This is a genomic window from Devosia sp., from assembly GCF_030689745.1.
Lineage (GTDB): Bacteria > Pseudomonadota > Alphaproteobacteria > Rhizobiales > Devosiaceae > Devosia > Devosia alba.
The window spans coordinates 14993-27283 of record NZ_JAUYGL010000152.1 but is presented as its reverse complement, the minus strand read 5'-3'; the positions used below and the strand labels follow the sequence as shown (position 1 = coordinate 27283).

Annotated in this window: 14 protein-coding genes; 6 read left to right on the top strand and 8 right to left on the bottom strand. The window is 61.7% G+C overall.

Going from position 1 to position 12291, the window contains the following annotated elements; all coding sequences use genetic code 11:
* The first annotated feature begins 184 nt into the window (after window positions 1-184).
* Window positions 185-382 carry a hypothetical protein gene (locus Q8O80_RS13425; protein WP_305580035.1) on the top strand — a complete coding sequence of 66 codons (198 nt, stop codon included), beginning with the start codon at window positions 185-187 and terminating at the stop codon, window positions 380-382.
* A complete protein-coding gene (locus Q8O80_RS13420; protein WP_305580033.1) occupies window positions 382-2076 on the top strand; it encodes a hypothetical protein in 1695 nt (564 codons plus the stop codon). Before Q8O80_RS13425 ends, Q8O80_RS13420 begins: the two co-directional genes overlap by 1 nt.
* A gap of 191 nt (window positions 2077-2267) precedes the next feature.
* Here the strand turns inward: Q8O80_RS13420 and Q8O80_RS13415 are convergent, their stop codons facing one another.
* A complete protein-coding gene (locus tag Q8O80_RS13415; RefSeq protein ID WP_305580031.1) occupies window positions 2268-2654 on the bottom strand; it encodes a PRC-barrel domain-containing protein in 387 nt (128 codons plus the stop codon).
* A 191-nt stretch (window positions 2655-2845) separates the two neighbouring features.
* On the opposite strand from Q8O80_RS13415, the gene Q8O80_RS13410 reads away from it, so the two are divergent.
* Window positions 2846-3103, top strand: coding sequence for a hypothetical protein (locus Q8O80_RS13410; RefSeq protein ID WP_305580029.1), 258 nt, complete (start codon window positions 2846-2848; stop codon window positions 3101-3103).
* Window positions 3103-3402: a hypothetical protein gene (locus Q8O80_RS13405; RefSeq protein WP_305580027.1), complete on the top strand. Its 300-nt coding sequence runs from the start codon at window positions 3103-3105 to the stop codon at window positions 3400-3402. The genes Q8O80_RS13410 and Q8O80_RS13405 overlap by 1 nt, the downstream gene beginning before the upstream one ends.
* A gap of 47 nt (window positions 3403-3449) precedes the next feature.
* On the opposite strand, the gene Q8O80_RS13400 is transcribed toward Q8O80_RS13405, so the two are convergent.
* Window positions 3450-4118 carry an OmpA family protein gene (locus Q8O80_RS13400; protein ID WP_305580025.1) on the bottom strand — a complete coding sequence of 223 codons (669 nt, stop codon included), beginning with the start codon at window positions 4116-4118 and terminating at the stop codon, window positions 3450-3452.
* A gap of 101 nt (window positions 4119-4219) precedes the next feature.
* Complete coding sequence (locus Q8O80_RS13395) at window positions 4220-4990, bottom strand: SDR family NAD(P)-dependent oxidoreductase (RefSeq protein WP_305580023.1); 771 nt, start codon at window positions 4988-4990, stop codon at window positions 4220-4222.
* A 343-nt stretch (window positions 4991-5333) separates the two neighbouring features.
* On the opposite strand from Q8O80_RS13395, the gene hemA reads away from it, so the two are divergent.
* Window positions 5334-6614: a 5-aminolevulinate synthase gene (hemA, locus tag Q8O80_RS13390; protein WP_305580021.1), complete on the top strand. Its 1281-nt coding sequence runs from the start codon at window positions 5334-5336 to the stop codon at window positions 6612-6614.
* 114 nt (window positions 6615-6728) lie between these two features.
* Here the strand turns inward: hemA and Q8O80_RS13385 are convergent, their stop codons facing one another.
* Both Q8O80_RS13385 and mscL read right to left on the bottom strand, forming a co-directional pair.
* Complete coding sequence (locus tag Q8O80_RS13385; protein ID WP_305580019.1) at window positions 6729-7364, bottom strand: response regulator transcription factor; 636 nt, start codon at window positions 7362-7364, stop codon at window positions 6729-6731.
* Window positions 7365-7582: 218 nt separating this feature from the next.
* Window positions 7583-8011, bottom strand: coding sequence for a large conductance mechanosensitive channel protein MscL (gene mscL / locus Q8O80_RS13380; protein ID WP_305580017.1), 429 nt, complete (start codon window positions 8009-8011; stop codon window positions 7583-7585).
* A 173-nt stretch (window positions 8012-8184) separates the two neighbouring features.
* On the opposite strand from mscL, the gene Q8O80_RS13375 reads away from it, so the two are divergent.
* Window positions 8185-9807 carry a PAS-domain containing protein gene (locus Q8O80_RS13375; RefSeq protein ID WP_305580015.1) on the top strand — a complete coding sequence of 541 codons (1623 nt, stop codon included), beginning with the start codon at window positions 8185-8187 and terminating at the stop codon, window positions 9805-9807.
* Here the strand turns inward: Q8O80_RS13375 and Q8O80_RS13370 are convergent.
* Genes Q8O80_RS13370 through Q8O80_RS13360 form a run of 3 tightly spaced genes read right to left on the bottom strand, consistent with a single transcriptional unit; the run spans window position 9804 to window position 12137 of the window.
* Window positions 9804-11159 (bottom strand): MATE family efflux transporter, encoded by a 1356-nt coding sequence (locus Q8O80_RS13370; RefSeq protein ID WP_305580013.1) that lies wholly within the window; start codon window positions 11157-11159, stop codon window positions 9804-9806. The two genes, Q8O80_RS13375 and Q8O80_RS13370, sit on opposite strands and share 4 nt — an antisense overlap.
* A gap of 16 nt (window positions 11160-11175) precedes the next feature.
* On the bottom strand, window positions 11176-11847 hold the full coding sequence (locus tag Q8O80_RS13365) for a nucleoside/nucleotide kinase family protein (protein ID WP_305580011.1): 672 nt from the start codon (window positions 11845-11847) through the stop codon (window positions 11176-11178).
* On the bottom strand, window positions 11847-12137 hold the full coding sequence (locus Q8O80_RS13360; RefSeq protein WP_305580009.1) for a DUF6460 domain-containing protein: 291 nt from the start codon (window positions 12135-12137) through the stop codon (window positions 11847-11849). The genes Q8O80_RS13365 and Q8O80_RS13360 overlap by 1 nt, the downstream gene beginning before the upstream one ends.
* Window positions 12138-12291 lie beyond the last annotated feature (154 nt).

Here is a 12291-nt window from a genome sequence, read left to right as displayed (position 1 = left end):
CAGCTTGGGCAACGATGGTTAAGCAGAAGTTTCACAATAGCTATTGCGCAGGAATTTAATCAAACGTATGCACCGCATCGCACAAATGAAAATCTTGCCACTCTGATCTGAGGACTGACAAGCCGGAGATTTTGGTGTCAGCGCGTCCGGCAACCCGCTCGGAACGAAGGGCGGAATGGTGACTATGATGACCAGAACAGTGTTGTTGGGCGAAAGCGGTTCTGGGGATTGCCCCACCGCATTGCGGGTCGCCGAAGAGGCACATCAGTTCACTATCGTTGACAATCTGCCAATCCGCACGCGCGAGCGACGCACAGGCCTGCTGCAGTGTGAGGGCATCGTTCCCCGCGACGTCACGATCAACGCGCTGGATGCTGCCTGATGCGCGACCTCTGGCGTCTCATCCTGCTGGCTATAACCAGCTTCGCACTGGTCGGCGGCGCCATGAGCTATTCCCGGGGCAGCGATTTTCGGCAGACCCTGATCGAGATCTCCGATCATGGCCGAGCCCTTGCCAGAAATACGGTGACGGCATTTTCCGGAACCACCGGGCCCGGTCTCGACCAGACCCAGACATCGAGTATCGACACCCCATTGGTAACTCTGCGGGTGCCGCGGCCCAAATTTGGTGAGTGGGTTGGGCTGATGGGATTTCCCGACGCGACCGAAGTGATGTTTGCCGTGCCGCCGCTCGACAGTTACACTTCCGGCCAACTTGATCTGGTTCTTGACAGCCAGTTGGCGCACGACGGCGATGGTGTGCTGCAGATCTCGGTAAACGGCACGCTGCGCCAGGCTATCGTATTGGATAGCGCGCAACAGACCATCAATGTCTCGGTACCGCTCAGCAATGAGGATCTACAACGCCCTGTGGTCGCACTTGGCCTGGCCGCGCATGGCACGACCAGCAGCGGACAGGCCTGCCCCACCGAGGCAGACAATTCGGGCAGCGTGATCAGTCTGGAGCCCCAATCTGCCCTGGCGGTGACCACAAGTGAGGCGATCAACGATCCTCGGACCGCCATCGTGGCCGCAGCCAGCCCGTTGGCGTTGTCGCTGAGCGATGTCAGCCAGCCTATGGCCATCTGGGCCGCCCAGCGGCTGCGGCGCGCGGGAATTGCTACCGAGCTGGTCGCAGACGGGCACGAGACGACGCGCCTGATAGCGAGCGCAGCGTCCAGCATGCCCCTGGAATTGCGCGAAACCGGCGATGTGGCAATGTCGGGTGCGTCTGGCGTCGATGCCGTTGTGGCCCTGCGTCCCAGCGATCGGGTGACCCCTGCGGCACTGGCGAGTTGGCCGTTGAGCGTGCAGCAACTGGCCACCGATACCACGGTGCGGAATTTCCGGGGCACCAAGCGCTGGACCATCCCCTATGCGCTGGCCGATCTGCCCCAGGGCAGGGTACCAGACCGTCTCGCCATCGATATTCGGGCCAGCACCCTGGCGGCGGGCAACGATTGGCTGCTGCGGGTCTCGCTCGATGGGAACCTGCTGCAGACACAGCGCTTTGCAGGCTCAACCAGCGATATTTCCCTTGTTGTCGACCTCCCCGTCGCGCTCCAGCATCTGGACAACGCGGTGACTGTCGAGCTGGTGGATACCAGCCCCGGTGAGGGCGCCTGCAATCGGAAGCCCGATGCACAGGCACAGTTGCTGACGTCATCCCGTCTTGAGACAGGCGTCCAGCAGCCTGTCGCTGGCTGGGGTGCCATGGTGCAAAAGCTGGCGGCGGGCAGCATCAATCTGGGCATGACCGGCGCGATGACCCCGGCGCAGGCCAGCGCCCTGGCCGACCTGTTGGGCAAGTTTCTGCCGGCCGATGCCGTGATGACCTACCAGGCCGGGGAAGGCGATTTCTCGCTCATTCTGACCACCGGTGCCCAGTATGCCGCCGCGCTTCGCCTCGCCGGCTCGGTGGGTGGTATCCAGGCCGATGCGTTGATCCTGTCGAAGGGCGGGCAGAATGGCGATCCACTATTGGTGCAGCTTGATGGCAGCGAGGCCAGTCGTACGCGCCCGGACATCGCTGAAAGCGATGTGCTGATCGTGGTTCGGTACAATGGTGAGCAGTGAGGCCGCAGACCGCGACGGTCACTTGGCTTGGTTCGCTATCGGGGATTTCGTTCCTTGCCTTGTCTGAGCTATATCCTGGCTCCCGGTCGGACCATGCATGCCGGGATCAAGGGCTCCGATAAGGCAAAACAGATCCGGCGCCCCATAGGGCGCCGGTGGGTCGCATCACTCGCGGTGCTGCCGTTGACTGGCTAGATCCAGTACGGTGCGACGCCGTAATAGTCATAGACACGACGCCCGTTCTCGGCGGTCCAGAAGTCGTCGTCATTATCGTATTTCGGGGCGCCTTCGAGCTGCTCCTTGGTCACATCGACCTGGTAGCCACCAAGGTCTTCAACATAGTCCAGCTTGGACCAGGGCAGAGGATAGTGCTCCTGGCCCATGCCAAGGAAGCCGCCGAAACTGAGCACGGCATAGGATACCTTGCCGCCGCGTTTTTCCACCAGGATGCGTTCGATCGAGCCAATATGCTCACCCGACGGATCGTAGACCTTGGTACCCTCGACCTTGTCGGAGGCAATCAGGTCATGGGTTTCCTTGACGTCGGCGTTTTGATTGCGGATGTCTTCGTAAGCCATTTGCGAACTCCTCTTGGTTGCGTCTGACCGGCTAACGTGACGTGCCGCCGTGCGGTTCCATGATCAGAAAATGTGATCGGCCCAGCAAGATTGATGGGAACAAACCGGCGACCGGGCCTTGCCAGCGCGGCCCGGGGGAACCGTGAGGATGCCAAGGCGTTTTGCTAGACCAGAACACGAAGGGGATCATCATGGTTTTTGACAGCTTGCGCAGCCGCATGGGGGGGCAGGACAATCTTTCCCCCGAACAAATTGCCCACCACACGCTCTTTACGGCCAAGGAAAAAATCGACCTGCTGCACCAGCTCAAGGCCGAGGTGAGCAGCGCCAATGCCAACGGCACTGATGTTGGCTTCTCCGCGGACGAGATTGATACAGCGATTGCCGAAGTTCGGCGCGGTAGTGAAAACAACGTGGTTGCCGACACGGTGCTGAAGGGAGACTTCTGATGGCCCGCGCACCCGACCGGCCCAATCCCGAAGTCGCCGAGGTCGACGCCCTGATTGACGAAACCGGGGCTCGCATTGACCTCCCCCCTGATTCAGCAATCAAGGTTGCTGGCGAGCACGAACCAACGGTCGGCGCCACCGGCCCAACCAATTGGTGGCTCTACGGGCTGATCGGCCTGGCAATTGTCATCACCGTGCTGTTTTTGATGCAATTGTTGACCGGCGCGCCGGGCAGCGATGTGCAGCCGGGGTCGCCCGTAGCTGAGCCAGTTATTGACCCGGCAGTGCCCGGAAACTAAAAAGCGCGGCTTGGAAGCCGCGCCTTCATTGCAGGAAAATGGTTGGATCAGCCCCTGTTGATGGGCGCGATCTGGATCTCGACGCGGCGGTTCTGAGCGCGCCCCTGTTCGGTGGCATTGGAGGCGATCGGGTTCATTTCGCCCTTGCCTTCGATATAGAAGCGACGCTGATCAATGCCCTGGTTGGCCAGGATGGTCGCGACCGAAACAGCACGGCGCTGGCTGAGGCTGAGATTGTATGAATCATCGCCCTGACTATCGGTGTGGCCGTAGACGTCGATGATCGACTTGTCGAACTTCTTGAGCACCAGAGCCACCGACACAAGGGTCGAGTTGAACTGCGGCTGCACGTTGGACTGATCGGTGGCGAAGGTGATGTTGGACGGCATGTTCAGGATGATGTTCTGACCAACGCGGGTGACCGAAACGCCGGTGCCCTGCAGCTGCGCGCGCAATTCAGCTTCCTGCTGATCCATATAGGCGCCAATGCCGGCGCCGGTTAGCCCACCAACGCCCGCGCCGATCAGGGCGCCAACGCGGGGGTCGCCGCCAACTGCGGCGCCGACCAGCGCGCCCGCCAGGGCCCCGCCGCCCGTGCCAATCAGCGCGCCGCCAGCCGTGTTGGAAAGCTGCGACTGGCCGGTATACGGATCGGTGGTGGTGCAGGCAGTGAGTGCCAGCGTCGCGGCAAGCGCAACAAAGATCTTCGACTTCATAGAATATCCCCCTGAAGGATTCGGTTTGGTGGCCAGTAGGTGCCCCTTGAATACGGCAGGAAGGTGATGAACGAAAGTCCCTGAACAGTCGATGAACGAAATCAGGTATTGGCCCAGCCACCATCAACAAGAAACTGCTGGGCTGAAATCATGGCGCTGTCATCGGCGGCCAGGAACAGGGCCAGGCGGGCGACATCATCTGGATAGACGTGACCTGCCAGGGCCTGGGCATCTTCAATGGACTTGAGGGCAGCGGCATCGAGCCAGAGTCTGAGCTGCCGCTCGGTGATGACGGCTCCGGGTACCAGGGTGTTGACGCGAATACCGGATTTGCCCAGTTCGCGCGCCATGGCGCGGGTCAGTCCATGCGTCGCTGCCTTGGCCGTTTCGTAAAGGGGCAGCGATGGGGTCATGATCATCCAGCTGATCGACCCGGTATTGATGATCGACCCCTTGCCGGCGCGGGCCATGCCCGGGGCCACCGCCTGAATGGCGAAAAACGCGTGCTTGAGATTGACCGCCATGCGGTCGTCCCAAGTGGCGGGGGTGATTTCGGCCCAGTCGTGACGCTGATCGTGCGCTGCATTGTTGACCAGTACCAGGGCGTCGCCATGGGCTTCAGCAAAGCTGGCGATGGCGGCCTGATAGGCGGCGGTATCGGTGATGTCGCAGGCAGTGAACGTGGCGGTCTGGCCGAGCCCGGCCAGTTCGCGCGCCAGGGCACGGCCTTCATCGAGCGCTATGTCAACAAAACCCACCTTGGCGCCCTGCGCGGCGAAACTGCGCACCAGACTCGCGCCAATGCCCGTTGCGCCGCCGGAAATGACGACCGGCATGTTCGTGAGGCTGGGATAATGGGCAAAGCGCGTCATGGTGGCTCCGGGGCTGTCCAGCCTCCGGCTTAGCGCGACAATTGCCACCCGACAAGCATTGGCAGCCCGAGGTAAAAATGCCGGTGGCACAGGGTGCGGCAGCTGCGCGCCAGGTCTTGGACACCTGCAAGCCGATCTGCCTGCGAGCATCTGGCACATTGGCAGATGGGCATTTGCAGTTTAGAACGAGTCTGATGTTGCGGTTCATTTGTGGGCCCCAACAGGTGGGCCTGGCAGGCAACGAGAGATTGACGTGGGTCAATGCATCGGTCGGTACAGCCTATATTTCTAATGTCGGAATCGGGCGCCTAAACGGTCCGCGACAGACAATAAGGAAGTTTCGATGGATTATCGCAGCATATTCGAAGATGCCGTTGATGCGCTGCGAACCGAGAAACGCTACCGGGTATTTGCCGATCTGGAGCGGGTGGCCGGTCAGTTCCCCAAAGCCATTTATCGCGATCACGCCGATAATGAACGCGACATCACCATCTGGTGCTCCAATGACTATCTGGGCATGGGCCAACACCCCAAGGTGGTCAGCGCCATGCAGGAAACCGCTGGCAAGCTGGGCGTTGGTTCCGGCGGCACGCGCAATATTTCGGGCACCAGCCGCCCATTGGTCGAGCTTGAGCGCTCGCTCGCCGATCTGCACCGCAAGGAAGCGGGACTGGTGTTCACATCGGGCTTTGTCTCCAACGAAGCCGGCATTTCCACCATTGCGCGCCTGCTGCCCGATTGCGTCATTTTCTCGGACCAGCTCAACCACGCCTCGATGATCCAGGGCGTGCGTCAGTCAGGCATGCAGAAGTCCATTTTCCGGCACAATGACGTGGCGCATCTGCGCGAATTGTTGGCGCAGGTCGATCGCAAGCGGCCCAAGCTGATCTGCTTTGAATCGATCTACTCGATGGATGGCGATATCGCCCCGATCAAGGAGATCTGCGATCTCGCCGAGGAATTTGGCGCACTGACCTATATCGACGAAGTCCACGCCGTGGGCATGTATGGCGCACGCGGCGGCGGCATTGCCGAACGCGAAGGGCTGATGGACCGGATCGACGTCATCGAGGGCACGCTGGCCAAGGGATTTGGCACCATGGGCGGCTATATCACCGCCAACAAGGCGATCATTGACGCCGTGCGCTCCTATGCGGCCGAGTTCATCTTCACGACGTCGCTGCCGCCCGCGCTGTGCGCCGCCGCCCGTGCCTCGATCGAGCACCTCAAGGGCAATGGTCATGAGCGCATGATGCATCAGCGTCAGGCCCGCCTGACCAAGGCCATTCTGGCCGATGCCGGACTGCCGGTGATGGACACCGAGACGCATATCGTGCCGCTGATGGTGGGCGATGCGCGCCAGTGCAAGGCCGCCAGCGACATGCTGCTGGAAAAGCACAATATCTACATCCAGCCCATCAACTACCCGACCGTACCGAAGGGCACGGAACGGCTGCGGATCACCCCGACGCCCCTGCACACCGATGAGATGGTGTTCGAACTGCGCCATGCTCTGGTGAGCGTGTGGACCAGTCTGGAATTGCCCCGTGAACCCGCTGACGCCAAGATCACCGCCAGCAAGCTGACCTCAGGTGACCTGACGCTGCCGACGGTGGGCGGCTAGCCCTTCCGGCGCCATTGGCTCGCCTGCTGCAAGGCCGGCGCTGACAGACCGGGCAATGGCGCCACGCCGCAGGCCCGATGGCTGGCGGCACCCCGCCAGCGGGCCACAGCCCCCCTAGCTCGTCAGCACGATCCGCATCAGATCGGCCGTATTGCGGGCGCAGAGCTTTTCCATGACCCGCGCACGATGAACCTCGATGGTGCGCGGAGAAATGCCCAGGACGCGACCGGCTTCCTTGTTGGATTGACCATTGGTGATCAGTTGCAGCACTTCGCGCTCACGGGGGGTGAGCTGGGAAAAGCCGCGCACCTCGACCATGCGTCGACGACCCTGCATGGCGTTGAGGTGAACATCCTGCTGCAACGCTTCGCGGATATCGGCGAGAAGATGTTCGGTATCAAGGGGCTTGCCAAGGACATCGGACGCGCCAATCTTCATGGCCGTGACAGCGGCATCCAGTTGGGGATGATCGGCCAGCATGAACACCGGCGTGCTGGTACCCATCGCCTTGATGCGCCGCAACAGGCTGAGGCCGCTTTCTTCGCCAAGCCGCAGATTGAGCACCACAATATCGGGGCTGCGCCGCTCAAGGCCCAGCATGAAATGGGCTGCGTCTACCGAGAAGGTGGTTTGGAACCCCTCCAGTCGGAACACCACACTCAAGGACTCGCAGGTCGCACGATCGGAATCCACGATGTGAATCAACCGGTCGCGGTTCGGTGAGGAATGGTAGTAAACGACTTCGCTCATAGTGCCCCCTGCCCTGGCATATTTCGCTTCGACCCTGCTACCGCCTCCGCGGCGTGTCATAAAGTAGTTTGCACTAAGTGTTCCCGCGCGCCGATACGGGCAATACGTATGCGTTGCTACGCATTTAGGTATATTTGCCTAGTTTTTTATTGTCAATGGACTTTGGTCCTATGTTCTTGACAGAGATAAGGCCAGCCTGAGGGCTGGCCCCGATCGGATCAGCGGGCGCGCAGAGCGTCGCGGATTTCTGTCAGCAGGACCTCTTCCTTGCTCGGCGCGGGGGTCTCCTCGACAGGTTCCTTGGCCGCTTCGCGTTTAAGGGAATTGACGCCCTTGACCACCATGAACAGCACGAAGGCGACGATGGTAAACTTGACCAGCGCGTTGATGAACAGACCAATGTTCAACGTTGCGACACCGGCCTCCTGGGCAACAGCCAGCGACGGCACGGCAATGTTGTTGGGGTTGGACAGCACGATGAACAGATTGGAGAAGTCGATGCCGCCCAGAATCAGGCCGATCACCGGCATGAAGACGTCGTCGACCAAGGATGACACGATGGCACCGAAGGCGGCGCCGATGATAACGCCGATTGCCAGATCGATCATGTTGCCCTTGATGGCAAAGTCCCGAAATTCCTTGAACATGGCTAGCCCTTTCCTCGTGGTATCCACCTGCCCCGCACGGCCCGCGCGACCGGCGGGCAATTACCATCAATGAGAGACGGGACAAAAGCAATGGCTCATGAGTTGGCCTTGCACAGGGCAGCTCGGGGGCAGATAGTCCGACGTGTCCCGCAGTGTTTTCGATCGTCCTTCCCATGTCGCCCGACACCTTCGTCCCAGCAACGAGCCTCATCCAGGCGATCAATCATATCCCGCAAGGCATCGCAGTGTTTGACGCCAGGATGCGGCTGGTGATGTCCAACGCCCGCTATAACGCCTTGCTGGAATTGCCCTCTGCCCTGCAGAAGCTGGGGACGCCGCTATTCGACATTGCCCTGTTCCTGGGCGATCGCGGCGACCTTGGCGAAGGTGATCCGGCGCGATTGGCGATCGAGCGGATCAACCTGCTGACGTCTTCGCCGGTAACGGTGACGCAAAGGCCGGGCAAGCACGACCAGACGCTGGAGTTTCATTCCAGCCGGTTACCCGATGGCGGCCTGGTCATTGCCTTCTCCGATGTCACCGCCCGGGTGCAGGCCGAGCGCGCGCTGGCGCAGGTCAATCATTCGCTGGAAGGTCGAGTGGCCGAGCGTACGGCGGCGTTGACCCGGGTCAATATGGAACTGGAGAGCGCTCGGGCCAAGGCCGATGCGGCCAATCACGACAAGACGCGTTTCCTGGCTGCGGCCAGCCATGATCTGCTGCAACCGCTCAACGCGGCGCGGCTCTATACATCAACCCTGATCGAGCGCTCCAAATCGACGGGCCTGGCCGATCTGGCCAATTCGATCGAGGCCTCGCTGACGGCGGTGGAAGATATCATGTCGGCGCTGCTCGACATTTCGCGGATCGATAGTGGCGCGCTCAAGCCGGCACCAGCGCCGGTGGCGGCGCGCGATCTGCTGAAACGGATCGAAGTGGAGTTCGGGCCGATGGCACGCGAGCGCAATATTTCGCTGCGCCTCGTGCCGAGCAATGCCACCGTGCTGGTCGACCGCTCGCTCGTCGGGCGTATCGTGCAAAATCTGGTGTCCAACGCGATCAAATACACCAATCGCGGGGGCAAGGTACTGGTCGGCTTCCGGCGGCGGGGCAATCGGATGCGGCTCGACGTCATTGATACGGGCATTGGCTTCAACAAGGATCAGCACCGCTTGCTGTTTGCCGAGTTTTCCCGGCTGGAGCGCGGCGCACGCATGGCGCAGGGACTGGGGCTTGGCCTGTCGATTGTGCAGCGCCTGGTCACCGCGCTGGACCTGACCCTGGAACTGGACAGCGTGGAGGGGCGTGGCTCGCGGTTTTCGCTGTTCCTGCCGTTGACCCGGACCATTCGCCCGATGGGCGAACCGGCCCCCGCTCTCGCCGAGATCAATTTTGGCACGCTTGGGCTGAAGGTCCTGTGCGTGGACAATGAGCGATCGATCATTGAAGCCATGGAGGGATTGCTGCGCCATTGGGGCTGCGATGTGCGCAGTGCGCTGTCGCTCAAGCAGATCGACAAGGAGCAGTTGCTTGAGGGCTGGTACCCCGATCTGGTGCTGATGGATTATCACCTCGACCAGACCTCGGGTCTGGATGCCATTGAGTGGCTGCGCCACAATGTGGGCGGACATTTGCCGGCAGCGCTGGTCACGGCTGACCGCAGCCCGGCAGTGCGGGCGCTGGCCGAAGAGCGCGGCATCGCCGTGGTCACCAAACCGGTCAAACCCGCCGCCCTGCGCGCCGCGATCAGCGGGCTGGCCAATCAGGCACGCAACCCAAGTCCACGGATCAACTAGGCCGGAGCGCTGAACAGGCCTGCCTTGCGGCGTTCCAGCGCCCACCAATAGATCACGCCGCGGGCGATGAACCAGCTGTGCAGGGCGGCCCAGAGACCCCAATTGCCCCATAAGGGCTGGGCCACCAGGGCCACGGCCAGAAACACCACCAGCGACACCACCATGCCATTGCGCATGGTGGTGTTGAGTGTGGTGCCAATCAGAATCCCGTCATAGACGAAAGCGGGCATGAAGCTGATGGTGCACAGCGCGGCGATCGGCAGATAGGTCACGGCATAGGCCTGGACCTCGGCATTGGTCGTCATGATGCCGATGAGCAACGGGCCGGAAAAATACCAGGCCAGCCCCATGGACACAGTCAGCACCAGACCCCAGACGAAGCTCAGCCGATAGGCCTGGTCAAAGGCCGGACGCCAATTGGCGCCGACGGCCTTGCCGGTCAACTGCTCGGCGGCCTGGGCTACGCCATCGAGGAAGAACGAGACCACCATCAGCAGGTTGAGCAGGATGGCATTGGCCGACAGCGCCACTTCGCCCATGCGCGAGCCCTGTGCCGCAAACCAGGCATAGGCGCCCATCAGGGCGGCCGAGCGGATCATCAGGTCACGGCTGAGGCCAAACATGCGATTGAGGGCGGTGGCGTCGAGCAGGTCGATGCGGGGCGCCAGGCTGAGCAGACGGGTCACCCCGCCATAGTGGCGCACCATCAGGATCAGGCCGAGCAACGCGGCTACCGTACCGCCCAGCACGGTGCCCAGAGCGGCGCCACGGACGCCCATGCCCAGCCCGAACACCAGAACAATGCTGGCAACAATATTGATGCCATGAAGCAGCATCTGCAGCAGCATGCCCGTGGCGGCGGCGGCACGCCCATAGAACCAGCCCAGCAGCGCCTGATTGATCAGAACGAGCGGTGCCGACCAGATGCGGATGAAGAAATACTCCGACAGCGCCGCAGCAACGCCAGGACCCGGCGCCAGCAGAGCCTGGGCGCCCCAATGCAAGGGAACCGCCAGCACGATCATGCCCAGCCCGATCAGCACCGCCAGCACCAGGGCGCGGCTGACATGGAGCAAGCCGTCACGCGGGTCGCGCGCCCCTACTGCCTGGGCCGTCAGCCCGGCAGTGCCGATGCGCAGGAAATAGGCCATCGAAAAGACGACATCGAATACCAGCGCCCCGAGCACCAGGCCGCCGAGCAGCCCGGCATCGCCGAGCCGGCCAATGACGGTTATATCAACGATGCCGACCAGCGGTTCGGTTATGAAGGCCACCGAGGCGGGGATGGCAATCTTCCACACATCTGCATGGCGCACGTCGAAGGGATATTGGGGACGCGCGCCGGTAGCCATCTGTGAGCTCGCAGAATCAGTGGTCGGTAAGCAGTGAGATCACCACATCTGCCCGGTCCTGCGACAGGTGCACCAGGTCGTAATTTGGCAAATCATTGCGCTCGATATGAGCACGATTGCGATCTTCGCTGAACAGGCCCTCCTCGGCATGGCGCTTGAGCAGACGCGCCTGCACCAGATCGCGCGGCACGTCTATGAACACCGCATAGTCGAGCAATGGCTTGACGCCAGCGAAGGGACCTTCGGTCAGCAGGAGGTAATTGCCCTCAACCACCAGCACGCGCACATCGGGGCCAATGGTGAAGGCGTTGTCGACGACGTCTTCGATCCGGCGCGAATAGCCCGGGCCGCTGACCGCCGTCTTTGCCGATTTGAGATGATGCAAGAAGCTGACGAATTCGGCGCCTTCAAAAGTGTGCGGCGCGCCCTTGAAATCGGTCTGGCCCATGGCTTCGAGCTTGGCGTGCCTGATGTGAAAGCCGTCCATCGGGACCAAGGCGGCGCTGCCGGGATGCGTGGCGTTGAGCATGATGACGATTTCGCTGGCCAGGGTGGATTTGCCGGTGCCAGGACCACCGGCGATGCCGATGGCAATGCGGGCGTGAGCCTTTGACTGCATTTCCAGAATATGCGGCACAAGGCGTGACAGCGCCTGTTGCGGCGTCAGATTGAGGTGCTCGGGAGCCATCAGCTTTTCCGCGCCAGACGGATCAGCAGCCAGATCGGCACCACCAGCGCCGCGCCGGTCAGGATATAGCCGCCAAGATTGCGGAAGATCCCGGCACCATCACGCAGGGTTTCGCGCAGCAGCTCAACCGCGCCGCGCACGATCTGCTGCGCATCGACACCGAAAATGCTCATGACAAAGCCGACGAGCAGCGACACCAGGGCGAGCTTGAGCACCACACTGATGGGATGGCCGCCAAAAAGGCGTTCCACCGGGGAACGCCGTGTTTCGGTCTGGGGTTGATCGGTCATGCTGGCCCTCCCTGTTGTGGTCCTGAGTGATCATATAGGGTGTTTGGCGATTTGCAGAAGGTGTGACTTGCGAAGTTTGTGGTCTGCCAGAACCCCCGCCATTCACGAGGCCAGTCGTGATCGCCCCTTCCCCCTTGCGGGGGAAGGCCAGAAG